Source organism: Mesorhizobium silamurunense (genome assembly GCF_014843825.1).
Lineage (GTDB): Bacteria > Pseudomonadota > Alphaproteobacteria > Rhizobiales > Rhizobiaceae > Mesorhizobium > Mesorhizobium silamurunense.
In genome coordinates, this window is record NZ_JHQR01000327.1 from 1 (window position 1) to 20,356 (window position 20,356).

Genomic DNA, 20,356 nt, shown 5'->3' on the forward strand with positions numbered 1-20,356 from the left:
AGATGCGGCCGAGATCGGAGGCGCGTGCGGCCAAGGCTTCGGCCGATTCGGTGATGCGCATGCTCAGCCGCTCGTCGGCGCCCTCGAAGTTGCGCAGGATGTCGCCGGCGCGAGCCGCCAGCGACTGCGCCGTTTCGACCGCGCGAGCGACCAGCTTCTGGTCGGCGGCGTCGAAAGTGCCGGCGATCTGGCCGGCGCGGGAGGCCAGCTTGTCGGCAGTTTCCTCGGCGCGGGCCATGAGCGCGTTGGACGCATCGTCGGCGCGGGCCATCAGCATGCTGGAGGTGTCCTGAGCGCGCTCGTGCAGGCGGCGGTCGGCCTGCTCGAAGGCGTTGGCAATGTCTTCGGCCCTGGCGAGCAGCGCGGCCGAAGTCTGCTCGGCGCGTTCGGCGATCTTGCGATCGGCGTCGCTGAAGGCGGCTCCGGCCTGCTCATGCAGTGTGCTTGTGACTTCCATCACCTTGTCGCGCAGCGCGCCGGCAACGAAGACGGCGGTCTTTTCGAGAACGCCGCGCACATTGTCGACGCCGGTCGAGAGCGCACGCTCCATGGTGCTGGCGCGCTCTTCGATGATGCCGGTCTGGCGGCTGAAGGCCTGCTCGATCTTCTCGACATCGGCCGCGATCGCCGCCGAGATGTCGCTGCTTTTGGCGGCGATCTGGTCGATGTGGCCGGACACCGAACGGTCGACGTCCTTGCGCGCCTCGGCGAGCTTGGCGAGATCCTCCTCGAGGGCGCGAGCCAGCGTGTTGCGCCCTTCGGACAGCTTGCCGACATGACCGGAGATGATGTCGTCGAGCTCCGAGCGGCTTTCCGCCAGCTTCTGCAGGTCGGTTTCGAGCGCGCGCTTGAGGATATCGCGACCTTCGGCGAGCTTCTCGACCTGGCCGGAGACCAGCCCGTCGATACCGGCTCGGCTTTCGGCCAGCTTGGCGAGATCGGCCTCGAGAGCCCGCGTGAGCACATCGCGGCCCTCCGCAAGCTTCTCGACCTGGCCGGCAACGAGGCCATCGATAGAGGCGCGGCTTTCGGCGAGCTTGGCAAGATCCGCTTCGAGCGCCCGCTTGAGGATGTCGCGGCCTTCGGCGAGCTTCTCGACCTGGCCGGCGACCAGCCCGTCGATCGAGGAGCGGCTTTCGGCCAGCTTGGCGAGGTCGTCCTCCAGGGCCTTGGACAGCATCGCGCGGTCCTGCGAAAGCCTGTCGGCGTGGGTCTGCATGAGACCGCTGGCATTGGTCATGTCGGAATCGAGGGCGCGCGACAGCTCGGCGCGATGGTCGCTGATCTTCTGCGAATGATCGACGATGGCACCCTGGATGGTGTTGAGGTCCGCTTCCAGCGCGCGCTTGAGGATGTCGCGGCCTTCGGCGAGCTTCTCGACCTGGCCGGCGACCAGGCCGTCGATCGAGGAGCGGCTCTCCGCGAGCTTGGCCAGATCGTCCTCGAGCGACTTCGACAGCACCGAGCGATCCTGCACAAGCCGGTTCTGGTGGTCGGAGATTGCGCCGCTGACCGTCTGCAGGTCGGCTTCCAGGGCCTTCGACAGCTGCGCGCGGTCTTCCAGGACCTTGTCGGAGTGTCCCGCGATGGCGCCCTTGATCGTGTTGAGGTCCGCCTCCAGGGCGCGCTTGAGGATATCGCGGCCTTCGGCGAGCTTCTCGACCTGGCCGGCGACCAGCCCGTCGATCGAGGCGCGGCTCTCGGCGAGCTTGGCAAGGTCGGCCTCCAGCGTCTGCGACAGCAGGCTGCGGTCGTCCGCGAGCTTGCCGGCGTGGCTGTCGATCAGGCCACGGATGCCGCTGAGGTCGTCCTCCAGCGCGCGGCTGAGCTCGCCCCGATCCTCGGCGAGCTTGGTCGAATGGGTCTCGATCAGGCTTCTGATGCCGATGATGTCGGTCTCGAGCGCCTTGGCGAGCACCGCGCGCCCTTCCGCGATCTTCTCGACCTGGCCGGCGACGAGGCCGTCGATCGAAGCGCGGCTGTCCGCCAGCTTGCCGAGATCGGCTTCCAGCGCGCGCGCCAGAATGTTGCGGCCCTCGGCCAGTTTGCCGACATGGCCAGCGACCATTTCATCAATCATTGTGCGAGTTTGCACGAGTTTGCCGGAGTCTTCGTTCAATGCCTGGGAAAGGCGGTTGCGACCCTCTTCGAGCTGTTCGAGATGGCTGCCCAACGAAGCATCGATAGTGGCGCGCGACTCGTTGACCTTGCGCAGGTCCTCTTCCAAGGCGCGCGAGATCAGACTGCGGCCTTCCGCCAGCTTCTGCACCTGATTGGTGACGGCGGCGTCGATCTCGGCGCGGCCCTCGGCGAATTTCGCCAGATCCTCCTGCATGGCGGCGGCCATGCGGTCACGGCTTTCGGAAAGCATGCGGCTGTGGTTCTCGACGGCTTCCTCGATGCCGACACGGGCATTGGAAAGCCGCTGGATGTCGGCGTCGAAGGAACGCGACACGACGTGGCGGGCGGCCTCCATGCGTCCGGCGAAATCCGTGGCGCGGGCTTCGAGCATGGACGAGGTTGACGAGATGATATCGGCCATATCGGCGCCGATCTGGGTCTTGCCCTGGTCGATCATCGCCGACAGCGTATCCTTGCTCTCGGCAAAGGTGTTGGCGATTTCGCGCGCGCGCTCGACCAGCGTCTCGTTGATCTGACGGGCGCGGGCCTCGAGCGCGGCATTGAGCTTCTGCGTGCCGGTGTCGAGCGCCTCGGCGCGGGTCTGGAATTCGCCGATCAGCGCCTGGCCGCGCTCGGCCAGCGTGCGCTCGATGCCGTTGAGGCTCGCTTCGAACTCGGAGCTCAGCGTCCGCGCGGCGCCGCCGAGCAGCGAGACCATGCCGCTGGTGCGGTCGTCGAGCAGGTCGGTCAGCGAGCGGGTGAGGCCGTCGGTGGTGTCAGTCAGCTTGGCGATGCGGGTATCGAGCAGGCTGGCAAAGGCCTCGCCCGAGGTCGACAGGCGGTCGGTGATCGAATCGAGCCGGGTTTCGACCGAATCGAAGATCGACGTCGAGCTTTCGTTGATGCGATCGATCAGCGTGTCGCCGGAATTGTTGATCGTCATCGACAGCTTGGTCGAGGCGTTGAGGATCGAGTCGCGGATGATGTCGCTGGCTGCACCGATCTCGTCGCGCAACGTCTCGTGGGCGCCATGGATCGAGGCGCGCACGCGCTCGGCATGGGTGACGACCGCTTCGCGCTCGCTGCCGAGCCCGTCGACCAGGGAGCGGATGCGAGCCTCGTTTTCGGAATAGGAGCGCTCGATCTGGCTGACTTCGCTATGGACGAGCGTTTCGAGCTCGACGGCGCGCGCCAGAGTGCGCTCGATGCCTTCGCCCATGGCCGCCACCTCGCGGCGCACGGCCTGGCCGATCATCATGACGCGATCCTGGGCAAGGTTTTCGGGCTCGGCGAGGCGGAAGGCCACTTCGGTCATCGATTGCGCGGCAAGGCGCATTTCCTGCGCGCGCCGGATCATCGCGGCGAAGGCCCAGAACAGAATGACCGGGATGATCGCCGCAACCGCCAGGCCGATCAGCTCGGGGCGGGCGAAAAACTCATCGAAGGTACGGATCTTCCAGATGCCCGGACCGAACAGAAGGTTGGCGAGGCCGCCGGCGCCGGCCATCCAGGCAAGCGAAATGAACGCTGTGACCCAGTAGACGGTGCTGGACGCGCGCCGGTTGAGGCTGTGCAAAAGCGTTCGGTAATCCTTCTGGCGGTCATCATTTGCCGGCGTGAAACCGGCTGGAGCCGGCGTAAAACCGGCCGGCTGCGAACCGCGCGATTCGACCGGGCGCAGCTCCGCCGGCTTCGGCTGAGGCGCGGCCTTCGCGGCCTGAGGCTCATTTGCCGGCTCAGCCCTCTGGCTGCGGCCTTCGCGCGCCAGTTCGTCCGCGGCGGCCGAAATCTGGGCTTCGAGATCTTCCATCGACGCGGCCATGTCGAGCCCGCCTTCGCCGTTAAGGTCAAGGTCAAGCGCCTTTTCCAGTTCCGCGGCTACGTCGCTCTCGAGAGATTTGGTCGTCGTCGGTTTCTTAGCCATGCCTTCGCTACCCTGTACTAGCTGCCGCGGGACTTATGATTTTGGCCTGATTCTGGCTTGTCTGGTCCCAGACAGGAGGCTGAAAATGGACGTTCGTATCGTAATGACACACAGGGGTAAAGAAAACATGCATTCCGGGCGATACGTAAAACTTTAAATATAGGGTTAACGCAAGCGTGATTTGGGCTGCCTCCGTGACAACATTTTTCCCAGGCAACCGTTAACCCGATGGCGACGCGGGTCGCCTATTTTTTTGGCGGCAAGCCGCCTTTTGCAGGAGTTGCAGTGCGTATGCGTGGTGACAGTGGAATCGCGTTTTCCATGCCCGGCGGCGACGTGTCGGGAACGGCAGGGTCGCGACCTGTGGATATGGCCCATCTTGCTAGGCAGACGATGGATGATCGCGCGCTCGAACAGGAAGTGCTGGCGCTCTTCGTGCAGCAGGCGCTTTCGGTGCGGGACAAGATCGCCGATGCCGATGCCAAGGAACGGGTCCTCCTTGCACACAGCCTGAAAGGCTCGGCGCGCGGCATCGGTGCCTTTGCCGTCGCCGAATGCGCCGCGGCAATCGAAAAGCAGCCCGAGGACGCCCGCACCCTGAAGAAGCTTGGCATATTGATCGAGGAAGTGAGGGACTTCATCGCCGCCATCAGCCGCTGAAGCGCCGTGCTTCAGAAGGTTCGAGCGACGCGCTTCCAACCGGCCGCCGCAGCGCCGGCGAGCAGCCACCTTCCGAAAAACGTCATTTGATGGCGTTTTCCTGCCGCAGTTGACTTGTCCGGTGGAGTGATTATCTCCGCTGCGACTCCTCAGGTGACCAATGACCAAGCTGACTTACATCGCCAATGACGGCACTCAATTCGACGTGGAAGCCGAAAACGGTTCGACCGTCATGGAAAACGCGATCCGCAACGCGGTGCCCGGCATCGAGGCGGAATGCGGCGGCGCCTGCGCCTGCGCGACCTGCCATGTCTATGTCGACGAGGCTTGGACGGCCGAAGTCGGCGAGCCGGAGGCGATGGAGGAAGATATGCTGGACTTCGCCTACGAGGTCCGGCCAAACTCGCGCCTGTCCTGCCAGATCAAGGTGCGCGACGCGCTCGACGGCCTCGTCGTCCGCGTGCCCGAACGCCAGGGCTGAACCAACTCTGCATTTTCCCATTTTGCCGGTGGCTGCTTGGCAGCAGGCCAATGCTCATGCAGTGTCGCGCCAGTTTGGCACAAGGCGCATCGTATGACCGATACAATCAAGACTGACGTACTTATTGTCGGGGCAGGGCCGATCGGCCTGTTCGCCGTATTCGAGCTCGGGCTCTTCGATATGAAGTGCCATCTCATCGACATCCTCGACCGTCCCGGCGGGCAATGCGCCGAGCTCTATCCGGAAAAGCCGATCTACGACATTCCCGGCTGGCCATTGATCACTGCCCAGGGCCTGGTCGACAAGCTGCTTGAGCAGATCCACCCCTTTAAGCCCGACTTCACCTTCAACCGTATGGTCTCCAGCCTCGAAAAGCTCGAGGACGGCAGCTTTCGCGTCACCACCGACGAAGGCGAGATATTCGAGGCCAAGGTGGTGGTGATTGCCGCCGGCGGCGGTTCGTTCCAGCCCAAGCGCCCGCCCATCCCGGGCATCGAGGCCTATGAAGGCAAGAGCGTCTTCTATTCGGTCCGGCGCATGGAGGAATTTCGCGGCCACGACCTCGTCATCGTCGGCGGCGGCGATTCGGCGCTCGACTGGACGCTCAACCTGCAGCCGATCGCCAAAAGCGTGACGCTCGTCCACCGGCGCCCGGAGTTCCGGGCCGCACCCGACAGCGTCAACAAGATGTATGCCATGCAGGAGATGAAAGAGCTGGAATTCCTGGTCGGTCAGGTGAGCGGCCTCGCCGGGGCCGACGGCCAGCTGTCATCCGCGACGATCAAGGGCGGTCCGGATGGCGATGTCGAGGTGCCTTGCACCCGCATGCTGCCGTTCTTCGGCCTCACCATGAAACTCGGGCCGATCGCCGAATGGGGGCTGAACCTGCATGAGAACCTGATCCCGGTCGACACCGAGAAGTTCCAGACATCGGTTCCCGGCATCTTCGCCGTCGGCGACATCAACTGGTACCCGGGCAAGCTGAAGCTGATCCTGTCGGGCTTCCATGAGGTCGCCCTGATGGCGCAGGCGGCCAAACGCATCGTCAGCCCCGGCGAGCGCATCGTCTTCCAGTACACGACCTCGTCGACCAGTCTGCAAAAGAAGCTCGGCGTCCACGATTGATGCCGTCACTCGCCGAGCACGGGCGGCTCTGCGTGCTCGTCCTTGCCGCGCAGCGGCTTTTCCGGCATCAGCGCCAGCGCGATCAATGCCAGGACAAGCGTGATGCCGGCGGTCAGGAAGATCATCACAAACGGCATCGCCGATGTCAGCTCGATATGCGTCTGCGAGCCCTCTGCTGAGAGCGGCAGACCGTAGCCGAGCGCGACGGCGCCGAGCAAGGCGACGCCAAGCGCGCCGCCCAGCGAGCGCAGGAAGGTCAGGACGCCGGTCGCGACGCCGAGATGGGCGCGATCGACCGCGTTCTGAACCGAGACGGTGCTGACGGGGAAGGTCGTGCCGCTGCCCAGGCCGATCATGGTCGTCAGGATTTCGACTTCGAGCAGCGAGGCGTGTCCCGCGATGGCGCTGAGCACGCCGATGCAGACGATCGCCAAAATGAGGCCGACCATGGCGATGCGCTTGTAGTGGACGAAGCGCGGGATCATGCGGCCGCTGAATGTGGCGCCGGCGACGGTGCCGAGCAGGAGACCGAGCATGGCGGTGCCGGATTCGCTGACGGAGAGCCCGACGACCGACTGCAGATAGACCGGCAGGTAAACCGAGGCGCCAATGTTGGCCGCCTGCAGCAGAAACATCGACAGCGTGCCGGCAAGCACGATTCGATTGCCCAGCACTTCGAGTGAGATCAGCGGCTCGCTGGCCCTCAGCAGCCGCAGCGCGAACAGCGCCCAAAACACGGCCGAGCAGGCCACCAGCCCGAGGATTTCCGGAGAGAACCACGGATAGGTGCTGCCGCCCCAGTTGAGCGCCAGGAGCAGCTGCGCCGTGGCGATCACCAGGAGCACCGCGCCAAGTCCGTCGATGCGGTGGTGCTTCGCTGCGATCGGCAGCTTCTTCAGCGGATTGTTGATGATCGCCATCGCCAGGAAGCCGATCGGCAGGTTGATCCAGAAGATCAGCGACCAGTGCAGGTGCTCTGCGAAGACACCGCCAAGCAGCGGACCGGCGACGCTGGCGACCGCCCAGGTACCAGCTATCCAGGCGGCGTAGCGGGCTCGCTCGCGCGGCGGCACGAGATCGCCGATGACGGTTTGCGCGAGCGCGAAAAGCCCGCCGCCACCCGCGCCTTGGATCGCCCGGCCAATGACCAGCACCAGCATATTGGGGGCCAGAGCGCTGACCAGCGATCCCAGGAGAAAGATCAGGATGGCGGCGTAGATGACCGGCCGGCGGCCGTAGACGTCGGAAATCTTGCCATAGAGCGGCGCCATCGCCGTGGCCGTCAGCAGATAGCCGGTCACGATCCAGGGCAGATACTCGGCGTGGCCGAGCGCACGCGCGATGGTCGGCAAAGCAGGCGCGACGATGGTCTGGTCAAGCGCCGCCAAAAGCATCGACAGCAGCACGCCGCCGATGATGGCGTTCTTCTCGCTCTCGCTGATCGAAGGCGAGGCGGTTGTCGCCATCGTCGTGCGATTGTCGACGGTCTGGTCCATGCATCGTTCTTTCAAGGTCGGTGCGCCGCCGGCAGGAGCCAGCCGGTGCGGGGCGTCTCGCGCCTGTCGTTCGTGTCTCGTGTTGCCAAAGTCCGCCGGGCATCGAACCCGATATATGTCGTCCGATATAGGCCGTTTTCGACCACCGCTCGAAAGTTTTTCGAATCTGGCACCATGTTTCGGCGGGATTGGCTTTCGCCGGCATCGCCGCTCCGATGGTCAAGCCGGCGGCAACTGGCCGCTTTGGATGCGCTGCATGCGGTAGCGCAGGAGCCGGATGATCCGGCTTTCGAAATTGACGCTTTCGACGCGGTCGAACTGCACCTGGGCGCGATCATGCTTGGCGAGGATGGCGGCCGAGATTTCGGCGGCCTTGGCCTTCGCGGCTTCGCAGTTCTGTTGCGGATAGGTCGCCTTCAACGCGTCCTCGAGTTCGCGCGCGTGGTTCTTGGCGATCTCGACGTGGCGCTCCTCATGGCGCTTGATGTCCGCCGACAGCGTGTCCCAGAACAGCCTGACGTCCGGATCGGCCTTGCGCGGCCGCCGCCATTCCGGGAGGATTACCTTGACCTTCACGGTGACCTGCGCGTTCGCGATCCGGCAGGAATTCGCCGTCTGCGCATAGCTGACCCGGGTGGTGAAAGCCATCTGCGTGGCACCCGGATGCCTGGAGCCGGTGCTCTTCACTTCAGGCCCGTTTTTCGTCAGCTGTTTTTCGATATCGTCCAGCGTGCGGCCGCCGACGCTGAAATAGCTGTAGGTCTTGACTAGACTGGCCGCGCCGGCCGGCATGGCGGTGAGCGCGAACATCAGGGTGCAGAGCAGGGGACGGTTCATCATGTTGCCTCTTCACGCACCTTGCTTTACGGGCCTTGCCAGCGCAACGGAATTGATTTCGTGCGGATCACACATGGTTGATGGACAATGACGACAAGGCGATGGCAGCTCGCGCATGGACGCCATCTCGACCTCGGCCCAAAGGCGGTCGTCGTCGGCATCCTCAACGTCACTCCGGACAGCTTTTCCGACGGCGGGCTGTTCATCGCGCCGGAGAAGGCGATAGCCCAGGCGCGCCGCATGGCGGAAGAGGGGGCCGCCATCATCGATATCGGCGGGGAATCGACGCGGCCAGGCTTTGCCCCGATCTCCGCCGAGGAGGAGCAGGCGAGGGTGCTGCCGATCATCGAGGCGCTCGCGGCATCGGACGAGGCGCTGATCTCGGTCGACACCTATCGCGAGGATACCGCGCGGCGGGCCGTTGCCGCCGGCGCGCATATCGTCAACGATGTCTGGGGCCTGCAGCGCGAGCCCGGCATCGCGCGGGTTGCCGCCGAGACGGGCGCGGGGCTGATCATCATGCATACCGGCCGCGAGCGGCAAAAGCTGCCGGACGTGATCGAGGACCAGTTCCTGTTCCTGCGCAGATCGCTGGAGATCGCGCGCGCCGGCAATGTTTCCGATGGCCAGATCGTGCTCGACGCGGGCTTCGGCTTCGCCAAGGAAACGACAGAGGAAAACCTCGACCTGATGGCGCGGTTCTCGGAACTTCAGGCACTTGGCTTTCCGCTGATGGCGGGGACGTCGCGAAAGCGTTTCATCGGCGGCGTCACGGGGCGCGAGCCTGCCGAGCGTGCGGTCGGCACCGCGGCCACCAGCGTCATCCTGCGGCTCAAAGGGGCCGATCTTTTTCGCGTCCACGATGTCGCAATCAACGTGGATGCGCTGGCGGTGGCCGATGCTATGCTGGCGCGAGAAAATCTTTCTCCCGGACGCTGACCATGTATGTCATCCGCATGAAGAACTGCGCCTTCTTTGCCCGGCACGGCGTGCTGGACGAGGAGGAGACGCTCGGCCAGCGTTTCTATGTCGACGCCGAGCTGACGGTCGAGCCCAGCCGTCCGCTGGAGGAGGACTCCATCGAGGATACCGTCAATTACGGCATCGCCTTCGCGGTCATCGAAAAAATCGTCACCGGGCATCGGCGTTTCCTGATCGAGGCGCTGGCGCTGGAGGTGGCGAAGGCACTGGCGGCGCGGTTTCCGCAGATCAGGAAAGCCGAGATCACGGTGCGCAAGCCGAACGCCCCGGTGCCGGGCGTGCTCGATCATGTCGAGGTGACCGTTGTCTGGCCAGAATAACGCAGTCTACCTCAGTCTCGGCGGCAATCTCGGCGACCCGGCGAAATCCATGGCCGCGGCGCTGCGCATGCTGGACGGCGACGACAGAACGCGCGTCACCGCCGTCTCCTCGCTCTACCGCACGCCGCCTTGGGGCAAGCTCGACCAGCCGGATTTTCTCAACACCGCGGCCGCGATCGAAACGGCGCTGTCGCCGCGCGCTCTCCTCGATCTTTGCCTGGACGTCGAAAGGCGCCTGAAGCGAGTGCGCGAGGAGCGCTGGGGCCCACGCCTGATCGACATCGACATCCTCGTGTTCGGCGACCGGGTGATCCACGAGACCGGGCTCGAAGTGCCGCATCCGCGCATGTTGGAGCGGGCCTTCGTGCTGGCCCCGCTGTCCGAGATCGCACCCGATCTCTTGGTCGGTGGCAAAAGCGTGTCGGAGCGGCTCGGCGTCGTCGACACGTCGGGGATCGAGCGGCTGCCGTCGGGCCGGGAGTGGTGGCTCGACTGAGCCGTTTGCTTTCGCGCAATTGCGGATGGAGAACCGTTACACAGTTTTCCTGGAATTGCTCCGGCTGTCAGCCGGAGAAGCCGCCGCCGTCGAGAAATGCCTGTTCCTCAGGCGTCGTCTCGCGACCGAGCACCCGGTTGCGATGCGGAAAGCGACCGAAGCGCTGGATGATCTCCAGATGCTCCTCGGCGTATTTGAGATAGTCCGGCGCCCGCGCGGCCGTGAGTTCCACCGACCGCTCCTGATCCGCAAGCGACTCCGAATGCTCGAAAGGCAGATAGAGGAAGACGCGGACGACCTCGTCTAGGGCCAGGTCCTGGCCGGCGGCGATCGCCCGGTCGGCGAAATGCCTGGCCAGCGGATCGGTCGCATACATATGTCCGGTGCCGCGGAAGCAGTTGCGGGGGAACTGGTCGAGCAGGATCATCAGCGCCAGCGATCCTTCGGCATGCGCGTTCCAGTCGTCGCATTCCCGGCGGGCCGCGGCATGGTGCAGCTCTAGGAAGCGGTTGTGGAAATCCGCGTCGAAGGCGTGGTTCTTCTCGAACCAGGCGTCCTCGCCGGCGTCGCGCCAGAATTTGGTGACGGAAAGCGCTCGCGCGTCGAGCTCTGCCATGCGTTACCCTATCAGCTCTTCGTTTCTGCCTTGTTCAGCACGCCGGCCGTCTCTTCGTTCAGTGCCCGGCCGGCGCGACGCGGCTGCGCCAGCGGCGTCGGGATCGGCGTGCCGATATTGCCCTTCAGGAAGCGCTGGCCGGCGCGGATGCCTTCGGCCAGCTGTGTCTCGAAACGGGCTTCGTCGCGGCGCCGGACGTCCTCGATCACTTCGGCGACCTCTTCCGGATCGACGCCCAGCGCTTCCAGTGCCGAGCCGCCGAAGACCAGCGCCGATTCGAAGGTCTCGCGCAATTGATAGTCGACGCCGGCGCGGATGAGCTGCAGCGCGGTGCCGCGGTCGAAGGCGCGTGCCAGGATGGTGACCAGCGGAAATTCGGCCTTGATCAGTTGCGCGATGCGCACGGCGGCGTCCGGCTTGTCGACGCAGATCAGCACGGCGCGCGCCCGGCCGGCGCCGGCCGCATGCAGGATGTCGAGCCGCGTGCCGTCGCCGTAATAGACCTTGAAGCCGAAATCGGCCGCCGCCTGGATCATCTCGACCTCGTTGTCGATGATCGAGACGTCGAGGCCGCGCAAAAGCAAAGGCTGGCTGGCGATCTGGCCGAAGCGGCCGAAGCCGATGATCAGCACGCTGCCGGTGAGGCCATCGGCGATGTCGACGCCCTCGAGCGATTGCTCGTCGCGCGGCGTGAGGTAGCGCAGCGCCAAAATCGCCAAGGGCGTCAGCACCATGGAGATGATGACGATGGCGGTCAGCGTGGCGTTGGCCTGGGCGTCGATGATGCCGACCGCGGCTGCCGAGGAATAGAGCACGAAAGCGAATTCGCCGCCCTGCGCCATGAAGACGGCGCGTTCCAGCGCCTCGCGGTGGCGGCTCTTGAGCATGCGCGCGACGATATAGATGCCGAGCGCCTTCATGATCATGTAGGCGACAACGTAGATCGCGACGAGGCGCCAGTTCTGTGCGACGACGCCGAGATCGAGCGACATCCCGACGGCGAGGAAGAACAGGCCGAGCAGGATGCCGCGGAACGGCTCGATGTCGGCTTCGAGCTGGTGGCGGAAGGTCGATTCGGAAAGCAGTACGCCGGCAAGGAAAGCGCCCATCGCCATCGACAGGCCGGAAAGCTGCATGGCCAAAGCCGATCCAAGCACCACCAGCAGTGCTGCGGCGGTCATCACCTCACGGGCGCGGGCATCGGCCAGGATGCGGAAGAGCGGATTGAGCAGATAGCGTCCCGCCACCACCAGCCCAACAATCGCCGCGATGCCGATACCGACCTCGGTCAGCCGCTCCGACAGGCTGGTCTCGGCGCCGCCGGGCGCGAGGAAGGCAACCAGGGCCAGAAGCGGCACGATCATGAGGTCTTCGAGCAGAAGGATCGACACGATGCGCTGGCCCTTGGGCGTGGCGATCTCGCCGCGCTCCTCGAGCAACTGCATGACGATCGCCGTCGACGTCAGCACGAAGCCGGCGCCGGCGACGAAGGATTGCGCAATCGGAAAGCCTCCGGCCAACCCGATGCCGGTCAGAAGCACGGCGCAGACGCCGACCTGCAGCGCGCCGAGCCCGAAGATTTCGCGGCGCAGGCCCCAGAGCCGCGACGGCTGCATTTCCAGGCCGATGATGAAGAGGAACATGACGACGCCAAGCTCGGCGACGTGAAGGATGGCTTCCGATTCGGAAAAGACACGGAGGCCGAACGGCCCGATGACCACGCCGGCGGCGAGGTAGCCGAGGATGGAACCCAGCCCCATGCGCTTGAAGATCGGTACGGCGACCACGCCGGCAGCAAGCAGCGCCACTACCTGTACGAGATCGCTGCTCGATGCTTCAGCCGCCATGCCTGTCGTCCCGTTGTCTCGAAGCACTCCTTGCATGCTGTGGGAGCGCGAGGCAAGGGCAGGGAACCTAGCGGGAAGAGCAGGGTCATTGGCAGGAAACAGAGGAGGCGCCTGTCCGGCAAGCTCCTGTTGCAGCCTCGTTACACAAGTTTACGCGGCCCGGTCGTTGCGTGCCGCCACAATCGGAGGTTATGGCACATCCGGCTTCGGCCATTGGAAGGCAGCGGCGATGGGCGGCTGCCTTTTTTGAGGAGATGACTGACATGAAGAAGTTTTTGCTCGTCGCCGTTGGTGTTGCGGCGCTGGCCGCCTCGGCCTGCTCGAAGGGACCGGAATGCACGCAGGAGATCGCCACCAAGAAGGCGCAGGACATGGCCGCCGCGCTTCAGGAAGCAATCACCAAGGATCCGAGCAAGGCGGCCGATCTGACGGCCAAGGTGCAGGCCGTGACGACGAAATACCAGAACGCCACGACGCTGGACGAAGCCTGCAAGGCCTACGACGAAGTGACTGCCGCCATCAAGGGTTGAGCGAAGCCGTCAAAAGAAAGAAGGCGGTGGCCATTGGCTGCCGCCTTTTGTTTGGCTGGCTGAGGCGTTTTCTCAGTTTTTCGCGATGGAACCGACCTCGACCGTGTCGATCCGCTTCAGGCTCATGCCGATGACCGGCACCAGCTGCTTGTTGACCCGCACGGCGACCGTCACGGTCATCGAATTGTCGTCCGGGACGCGCGCCTGCATGACGCCGTTCAACTGATTGCGGTTGATGGTGAAGACGACCTTCTGGGGATCGACGACATTGCCGCCGACGATGTCCATCCCGTTGCCGGCAGAACCGCCCATGAAGGTGCCTCTATAACCATCCCGACCCCGGCGTTCGACGGTCGCGGACATCTTCTGGGTAAAAACGCCGACCCGGCAGTCGCCATCCAGTGTCATGCCGACCTTGCCGTCCGGCGTAGAGCCGTTGAAATTGCAGGTGAATTTCGTGCCCTTGTATTTGCCGGCGATGATTTCGCCAGGGCCTACCCATTTACCTTCCACCGAACGGAAAAACTGCTTGTCGGGCTCTGCGCCAAAGGCCTTTTCGACCAGGCCGACCGGTGCGACGACTGCAACCGTCACGGGCAGGACGCAGGACAAGATTACGCTTTTCATAGACGACACCCGGCACGAACGAGTCTGCTGTTGGAACCAGAGTGACCATGAAGAAGATTGGTTAATGCTTCGTCACTGGCGACCGTTTCTGCGTTTACCTTACTGGTCGGCCTGGCTCTCCTTTCGGGTCGCGAACGAGGTCAGCGCCGAGAGGAAATCGCCTAGTCCCGGTCGCTTTGCCGCGATGAAAGGCAGCGGGCGCGTCGTTTCCATCGCCGCAATGCCGATGCGCGCGGTCATCATGCCGTTGACGATGCCTTCGCCAAGCTTTGCCGAGAGCTTCGCTGCAAGGCCGTGGCCGACGATCTGCTGCACGAAACTGTCGCCGACGGCGATCGAACCGGTCACCGCCAGATGGGCAAGCACACCGCGCGCCAGCCGGAAGAAGCCGAGCGTGCCGGGACGGCCGCCATAGAGTTCCGACAGGCGCCGGATTAGCCTGCCGGCCTCGAACACGACATAGGCAACGTCGACAAGCGCGCGAGGGCTGACCGCCGTCACCAGCGAGACGCGCTTTGCGGCCTCCAGGATCATCGTCTTGGCGCGAGCATCGAGCGGCGACAGGATCTCGGTCTCGGCAAGCCGCACCAGGTTGCCGCCGTCGATGATTTCACCGCGCAGTTCGGCAAGCGAGCGGCGGCCGGCCGCGGTCTCCGGTTTGGCCGCGACAAAGGCGGAAAGCTCATCGACAAGGGCGCGCGCGGCCTTGGGGTCGTCGCGCGCCACCGCATCCAAGGCCCGTCGCTGCAGCTTCTCGACTTCGGCGAGGCGCGCGATGGCGAAGAATTCGCGGATGACGATGACGAGCAGCGACAAAAGCGCGATCGCCGCCATGCCGGCCGCCAGCCAGCCCAGCCATTCGGCGCGCGCGAAGAGGTCGCGGATGAGCTGGTCCGTCCACAGGCCGACCGCGAGCGAGCCAAGCACGCCGAAAGCGCCGAAAAACAGGCGCGCCAGCAGCGAGCGTTTCCTTGGGGCGGTCGCCGGCGGCGGCACCGCCCGCTCGATATCCGGCTCGTCGAAAACGTCGATCTCCGAAGGAATGACGACCGCGACATCGGACCTGGCGCCTTGCGGTTTGCGCACCGGTCGTTCGTCGGCACGATGCTTCTGCGGCGCCTCCTGTTTTGGCGCTGGCTCGGGTTTGATGCGGAAGGCCGCCGGTTTGCGGGGCGCGGTCATGCCAGATGATCTCCGATCAGGAACTGCAGCGCGCGGTCGAGCCGGATATGCGGCAAAGACAGCGTGACGCCTTCGGCCGTCCGCTCGAGCTTCGGCGGACGGAACCGTACGAAGCGAATCGTCGGTTCGGTGTTTTCCGGCCCGGAAACATCGAACACTGCATCGGCCTTTTCCGGCAAGTCACCGGGAAATATGGCTGTTTCGGCTTTGCCATCGAATGTCTCGCCGTTGATCCTCTCGCCTTTCAACGGCGTGCCGATGATGACCGGCAACGTCTCGCGGCCTTGCTTGACCGTGCCCTCGCGGGTCGAGCGCACCGCCGCCATGGCGGCCACATCGACATCGGCGCCGCTGAAATTCGCCCGTGCGACGGCCCGATCGGCCAACCTGCGCACGATCGCCTGCAACCGGTCATGGCTTTCATGGTGCAGTTGGTCGGCCTTGGTCGCCGCCACCAGGATGCGGTCGATGCGCCTTGAAAACAGGTCGCTGACGAAGTTGCCTCGCCCGGGCCGGAAACAGGAGAGGATTTCGGTGACGGCCCGCTCCAGATCGGCCATGGCGGCCGGGCCGGCGTTGAGCGCCTGCATGGCGTCGATCAGCACGATCTGCCGGTCCAGGCGGGTGATATGCTCGCGAAAGAACGGTTTTACGACATGCGTCTTATAGGCCTCATAGCGGCGCTCCATCATCGCTTGCAGCGATCCGGAACGGGGGCGTCGCTCCGACAGCTTCATCAGCGGCGCAAAGGTCAGCGCCGGCGAGCCTTCGAGATCACCCGGCATCAGGAAACGGCCGGGCGGCAGCGTCGACAGCGCGCGTTCGTCGAGCTTGCAGGCCTTGAGATAGGCGGCGAAGCGTTCGGCGAGGCGGCGCGCCATCATCTCGTCGGCGTCGGCGTCCGGATCGATCTTGGCGGCCAGCGCCAGCCAGCCCTGCGACAAGTCGCAGCGCACGGGCAGTGCCGCAAGCTCGACGGCCTCGCGCGAGAAATCGGCGAAGGATTTGCCAAGCAGCGGCAGATCGAGCAGCCATTCGCCGGGATAGTCGACGATGTCGACCGATAGCTTTCCCGCCGAAAACAGCCGATTCCAGCCGGACGCCGACTCGTATTCGATGGTCAGCCGCAGCTCGGAAATGGCGCGCGTCGAATCCGGCCAGGCGCGGTCGTCGACCAGAGCCGCGACATGGTCCTCGTACTGAAAGCGCGGGACGGCGTCGTCCGGCTGCTCCTCGAGGAAGGCGCGGGCGATGCGGCCCGATTTTTGCGCCTCGAACAGCGGCAACCGCCCGCCATGGATAAGGTTGTGCACGAGAGCGGAAATGAACACCGTCTTGCCGGCGCGGGAAAGACCGGTGACGCCCAGGCGCAGCGATGGAGAGAAGAGCCCCGCGGCACGGCCCGACAACGTGTCGAGCGCGATCCTTGCCTCGTCGGTGAAAGTGGTCAGCGATGATGCCAAATCTGCCTCTGGGTCGCCCGTCAGGGCCCGATATAGGCCTTGGGCAAGGCGTTTGAAATGGTGTCAGAGATCGGCGGGGGTGAGAAAGGCTTCGAGATAGCCATTGCCCTGACCTGCTTCACCGAGATTACCCGGAAAACGCACGACGGCGAGGCCGGAGGTGGGAAAGCCGTGGTTGAGCATGCCGCGCGCGGTCTCGTCGCCATCGCCCGACACCGCCATGGCGAGGTCCTCCGTCATCGGATTGTGGCCGATGACCAGAAGCGAGCCGGCTCCGCCATTCTTGCGGATGATGTCGAGGTAGCCGGCGGCATCCTCGCTGTAGAGCGTGTCGAAGAACAGCACCCGGCCGGTGTCGGTGCGGGCCGCGAGGCCTTCCAGCGTCTGCCGCGCCCGCTTGGCGTTGGAGCAAAGCGTGACGTCCGGCACGTAGTCGCGGGCCCGCATGGCTTCGCCCATCGCCTCGGCGTCGGCCATGCCGGATTCGTCGAGCTGGCGATCGAAATCGCGCACCCCAGGCAGCGCCCATCCGGCCTTGGCATGCCTCAACAGATAAAGTCTGCTCAACCGGCTCCCCCTTTATGTTGAATGCGCTGAGCGTTTTGGCGATTAGTCACCAGAACGGTGTCGTGCACAATGGCATACGACGCGCAACCGCGCCGAATCGCTGATGAATTCGATCCGGACCGTTGAGAAATGGCCGTTGCGAATGCCTGCCGCTGCGAGACTAACAAATGCGTGAAACTGTTATCGTTTGCGCTTGTGCAGCCCCTTGTCCGCGAATATATAGGCGCCAAATTTGGGGTTGTTGGGTGAGTCGAATGAACGACATCGTTACCGCCGATTACGTACCCTCCGAAGACGAGCCGTTCATGAACGAACGGCAGAAATCTTACTTCCGCATGAAGCTTATCACATGGAAGAACGATATCCTTCGCGAAGCGCGTGAAACTCTCGAAATCCTGCAGCAAGAAAACGCCAATCATCCAGATCTAGCCGACCGCGCTTCTTCCGAAACCGACCGCGCCATCGAACTGCGCGCCCGCGATCGCCAGCGCAAGCTCATCTCGAAAATCGATTCCGCGCTGCAGCGCATCGACGAAGGCACCTACGGCTATTGCGAGGAAACCGGCGAGCCGATCGCGCTGAAGCGGCTCGACGCCCGCCCGATCGCGACGCTGTCGATCGAGGCGCAAGAGCGCCACGAGCGCCGCGAGAAGGTCTACCGCGACGATTGACGCGGGCAGGGTGGGCACAGGATTTTGGAAAAATGGCCGGGTTTTCCGGCCATTTTTTGTTTGCGGCGGCCTTTCATAGGTCGCAGGGCGAACTCGCCGGCTATTCGCCCAAGGTACCCATCGACAGGTTCACGGTGGTTCCCGTCATCCCGCTTGCCCGGTCCGAGGCCATGAGCACCGCGATGTTCGCCACCTCGTCCAGCGCCATGACGCGTCTGGTATGCGTGGTGCCGGCGAGATAGGCCTGGAACTGGTCCCAGTTCATGCCCGAAGCCTCGGCCTTGACCTCGAAGACATCGCGCATCGTGCCGGTCTCGGGCATGCCATGCGGCCGCAGGCCGACCACGCGGATGCCTTGCGGCGCGAGCTCGTGCGACAGGTCCCGGGTAAGAGCTTCCTTGGCTGCCTGGGCCGGACCGTAGCCACCGTTGAGCGGTGTGCCGATCCGCGCCGGCAGTGCGGTGACGGTCATGATCACCCCGGATTTCTGCGGGATCATGTGCCTGGCCGCCGCGCGCGCCGTCAGGAAATAGGACCTCGTATAGGTTCCGATCGCCAGGGAGAACTGATCGACGTCCATTTTGGCCAGCGGCACGCCCAGTATCGCGGGAGCCGCCATGCCGATGGCATTGAACGAGATGTCGATGCGGCCGGCCTTGTCGACCACCGATTGCAGATGTGTCTCCACGGCCTGTTCGTCGAGCGCGTCGACCGCCGCCGCCTCGGCTGTTCCGCCGGCCCATATGACGTCCTTTACGACAGTATCGACAGGCCGCTGGATGTGCCCCGTCAGAAAGACCCTCGCGCCTTCGCTTGCGAATGCCCGTGCGATGGCGCCGCCGATCGCGCCGCCGGCGCCGTAGATCACCGCAACCTTGCCCTTTAGCAACATGTCCTGTTCCTTTCGGTTTTGCTTCCTGGCCGCTCGAACGCATCGGCGCGTTGGAGCCGTCCGCGGATAGAGACACCCTCGCAGCGTAAAACTGGGCGCAGCGTAAAACTGGGCGCCGCCCATTTCTGGCCGGGGCGGGTGTCTAACGGGATGAGGCGACAGGAGACGCGGGAGAGCGCGATGACGAGTACGGCTGGTCTGATCGAGAGGGCACGGGCGGGCGACGGCGAAGCGTTCCGGGACCTGATCGCGCCGCATCGGCGCGAGCTCCAGCTGCATTGCTACCGCATGCTCGGGTCCTTCCAGGATGCCGAGGACGCCCTGCAGGACACGCTGCTCTCAGCCTGGCAGGGATTTCATGCCTTCGAAGGGCGCGCCTCGCTGCGCACCTGGCTCTACCGGATCGCCACGAACCGCTGCCTCAACTTGCGCCGCAACGCCAGCCGGCGGCCCGCCAAGGCGTGGGATATTCCCGGTGTCGAACCGCCCGAGCCGACCGGCCTAGGCGAGGTCGTCTGGCTGGAGCCGTTTCCCGACAGCCTGCTTGACGGCGCTTTCGACGCACCGCTCGGCCCGGATGCGCTCTACGAGCGGACAGAGTCCATTTCGCTGGCCTTCGTCACCGCCATGCAAGTGCTGCCGCCGCGCCAGCTGGCCGTCCTCATTTTGCGCGATGTGCTTGGATTCGACGCGAAGGAAGTCGCCGAAATGCTGGATTCGACGGTGGAATCGGCCAACAGCGCCCTCAAGCGGGCACGCGCCGGCCTACAGCGGCGGACGCCGCCGTCCGCCGGCCGCGAGCCGCCGCCTGTCGCCCATTCAGCGCGGGAAAGGGCGATCGTGGCGAAGTTCGTCGGAGCCTATGAAGCTGCAGATCTCGATATGCTGGTGACGCTGCTGACCGACGATGTGTTCGTTTCGATGCCGCCGATGCCGCTGGAATATCAGGGCCGGGATCTCGTGGCTCGTTTCTGCGCCGGCATTTTCGGCGCTGGGCGCAGGTTCGACCTCGCGGCGACCAGGGCCAATGGCCAACCGGCGTTCGGCGCCTATCTGCGTGGATCCGACGGTATCAGCCACGGGATCGGCCTCATCGTGCTGACGCTGTCCGGGGATCGGATCTGCGCGATGACGAGGTTCGAAAGCAGCATGTTGCCGTGGTTCGACCTGCCGCGGACGCTTCCAGGCCGATAAACCGCCGGCTGGAGGTCGTGTATCGTCCGGTCAGCGTTTGTGGCTAGCCAGCTCGCCGAGAAGCTTGGTCATCTCGTCATCGAGCGAAGGCTTCGCCGCCGGCTTGCTGCTCGCCGGTTTTGGATGCGACTCGTCCAGCGATGCCTCGAGTTCGTGCATCAGCGTATCGTCGATCGAGCCGTTGGAGGGCGGCGGCGGGGCATGCCGGACGCTGCCATTCGTTCCATAGGCAGGCAGCGGCATGACTTTCGCGGTCGGCTGGCTCGGCGCCACCGGCATTGGCACGGGCGACGTCGCGCGCGGACGCGACACGGGCTCGGTCGCCG

General features: G+C 64.7%; 18 protein-coding genes and 2 pseudogenes. 9 read left to right on the forward strand and 11 right to left on the reverse strand.

The genetic code is table 11. The features are described from left to right. Nucleotides 1-4,045 (reverse strand): annotated as a pseudogene (locus tag DH10_RS31335) (kinesin); the annotation flags it as partial. 291 nt (nucleotides 4,046-4,336) lie between these two features. Between DH10_RS31335 and DH10_RS31340 the strand changes: the two are divergent. From DH10_RS31340 to DH10_RS31350, 3 genes are all read left to right on the forward strand, one after another. After that, entirely contained in the window at nucleotides 4,337-4,705 is a 369-nt protein-coding gene (locus tag DH10_RS31340; protein ID WP_192247551.1) for an Hpt domain-containing protein, read from the forward strand. 160 nt (nucleotides 4,706-4,865) lie between these two features. Next, nucleotides 4,866-5,186 carry a 2Fe-2S iron-sulfur cluster-binding protein gene (locus DH10_RS31345; RefSeq protein WP_192247556.1) on the forward strand — a complete coding sequence of 107 codons (321 nt, stop codon included), beginning with the start codon at nucleotides 4,866-4,868 and terminating at the stop codon, nucleotides 5,184-5,186. 93 nt (nucleotides 5,187-5,279) lie between these two features. Further along, nucleotides 5,280-6,311 (forward strand): NAD(P)/FAD-dependent oxidoreductase, encoded by a 1,032-nt coding sequence (locus DH10_RS31350; protein ID WP_192247559.1) that lies wholly within the window; start codon nucleotides 5,280-5,282, stop codon nucleotides 6,309-6,311. A 5-nt stretch (nucleotides 6,312-6,316) separates the two neighbouring features. Here DH10_RS31350 and DH10_RS31355 read toward each other — a convergent pair whose 3' ends face one another. Both DH10_RS31355 and DH10_RS31360 read right to left on the reverse strand, forming a co-directional pair. After that, on the reverse strand, nucleotides 6,317-7,807 hold the full coding sequence (locus tag DH10_RS31355; RefSeq protein ID WP_192247562.1) for an MDR family MFS transporter: 1,491 nt from the start codon (nucleotides 7,805-7,807) through the stop codon (nucleotides 6,317-6,319). A 219-nt stretch (nucleotides 7,808-8,026) separates the two neighbouring features. Then, a complete protein-coding gene (locus DH10_RS31360) occupies nucleotides 8,027-8,647 on the reverse strand; it encodes a DUF922 domain-containing Zn-dependent protease (RefSeq protein WP_192247565.1) in 621 nt (206 codons plus the stop codon). An 84-nt stretch (nucleotides 8,648-8,731) separates the two neighbouring features. Here DH10_RS31360 and folP point away from each other — a divergent pair, with 84 nt between their 5' ends. From folP to folK, 3 genes are read left to right on the forward strand one after another with little or no spacing between them, the layout of a single operon-like run. Continuing rightward, the gene (gene folP / locus DH10_RS31365) at nucleotides 8,732-9,583 is read left to right on the forward strand and encodes a dihydropteroate synthase (RefSeq protein WP_192247568.1); all 852 of its coding nucleotides are present in this window, start codon (nucleotides 8,732-8,734) and stop codon (nucleotides 9,581-9,583) included. A 2-nt stretch (nucleotides 9,584-9,585) separates the two neighbouring features. After that, nucleotides 9,586-9,945, forward strand: coding sequence for a dihydroneopterin aldolase (gene folB / locus DH10_RS31370; protein WP_192247571.1), 360 nt, complete (start codon nucleotides 9,586-9,588; stop codon nucleotides 9,943-9,945). Next, entirely contained in the window at nucleotides 9,929-10,441 is a 513-nt protein-coding gene (gene folK, locus DH10_RS31375; protein ID WP_192247574.1) for a 2-amino-4-hydroxy-6-hydroxymethyldihydropteridine diphosphokinase, read from the forward strand. The genes folB and folK overlap by 17 nt, the downstream gene beginning before the upstream one ends. 67 nt (nucleotides 10,442-10,508) lie before the next feature. Here the strand turns inward: folK and DH10_RS31380 are convergent, their stop codons facing one another. Both DH10_RS31380 and DH10_RS31385 read right to left on the reverse strand, forming a co-directional pair. Continuing rightward, on the reverse strand, nucleotides 10,509-11,057 hold the full coding sequence (locus DH10_RS31380; protein WP_192247577.1) for a DUF924 family protein: 549 nt from the start codon (nucleotides 11,055-11,057) through the stop codon (nucleotides 10,509-10,511). Between the two features lie 11 nt (nucleotides 11,058-11,068). Next, complete coding sequence (locus DH10_RS31385; RefSeq protein WP_192385705.1) at nucleotides 11,069-12,904, reverse strand: monovalent cation:proton antiporter-2 (CPA2) family protein; 1,836 nt, start codon at nucleotides 12,902-12,904, stop codon at nucleotides 11,069-11,071. 263 nt (nucleotides 12,905-13,167) lie between these two features. Here DH10_RS31385 and DH10_RS31390 point away from each other — a divergent pair, with 263 nt between their 5' ends. Beyond that, entirely contained in the window at nucleotides 13,168-13,434 is a 267-nt protein-coding gene (locus DH10_RS31390; protein ID WP_192247583.1) for a hypothetical protein, read from the forward strand. A 72-nt stretch (nucleotides 13,435-13,506) separates the two neighbouring features. On the opposite strand, the gene DH10_RS31395 is transcribed toward DH10_RS31390, so the two are convergent. The 4 genes from DH10_RS31395 to DH10_RS31410 form a co-directional block, all read right to left on the reverse strand. Beyond that, entirely contained in the window at nucleotides 13,507-14,061 is a 555-nt protein-coding gene (locus DH10_RS31395) for a hypothetical protein (RefSeq protein ID WP_192247586.1), read from the reverse strand. 99 nt (nucleotides 14,062-14,160) lie between these two features. Continuing rightward, entirely contained in the window at nucleotides 14,161-15,243 is a 1,083-nt protein-coding gene (locus DH10_RS31400; protein WP_192247589.1) for a YcjF family protein, read from the reverse strand. Then, nucleotides 15,240-16,706: a YcjX family GTP-binding protein gene (locus DH10_RS31405; protein ID WP_192385706.1), complete on the reverse strand. Its 1,467-nt coding sequence runs from the start codon at nucleotides 16,704-16,706 to the stop codon at nucleotides 15,240-15,242. Before DH10_RS31405 ends, DH10_RS31400 begins: the two co-directional genes overlap by 4 nt. Nucleotides 16,707-16,769: 63 nt before the next feature. Continuing rightward, nucleotides 16,770-17,273: a SixA phosphatase family protein gene (locus DH10_RS31410; protein ID WP_192247596.1), complete on the reverse strand. Its 504-nt coding sequence runs from the start codon at nucleotides 17,271-17,273 to the stop codon at nucleotides 16,770-16,772. A gap of 254 nt (nucleotides 17,274-17,527) precedes the next feature. Between DH10_RS31410 and dksA the strand changes: the two genes are divergently transcribed. Then, complete coding sequence (gene dksA, locus DH10_RS31415) at nucleotides 17,528-17,944, forward strand: RNA polymerase-binding protein DksA (RefSeq protein ID WP_059185643.1); 417 nt, start codon at nucleotides 17,528-17,530, stop codon at nucleotides 17,942-17,944. Between the two features lie 100 nt (nucleotides 17,945-18,044). On the opposite strand, the gene DH10_RS31420 is transcribed toward dksA, so the two are convergent. Next, a complete protein-coding gene (locus DH10_RS31420; RefSeq protein ID WP_192247599.1) occupies nucleotides 18,045-18,836 on the reverse strand; it encodes an SDR family NAD(P)-dependent oxidoreductase in 792 nt (263 codons plus the stop codon). Between the two features lie 180 nt (nucleotides 18,837-19,016). Here DH10_RS31420 and DH10_RS31425 point away from each other — a divergent pair, with 180 nt between their 5' ends. After that, entirely contained in the window at nucleotides 19,017-20,030 is a 1,014-nt protein-coding gene (locus DH10_RS31425) for a sigma-70 family RNA polymerase sigma factor (protein WP_192247602.1), read from the forward strand. Nucleotides 20,031-20,060: 30 nt separating this feature from the next. On the opposite strand, the pseudogene DH10_RS31430 reads toward DH10_RS31425, so the two are convergent. Beyond that, nucleotides 20,061-20,356: pseudogene (locus DH10_RS31430) on the reverse strand (hypothetical protein); the annotation flags it as partial.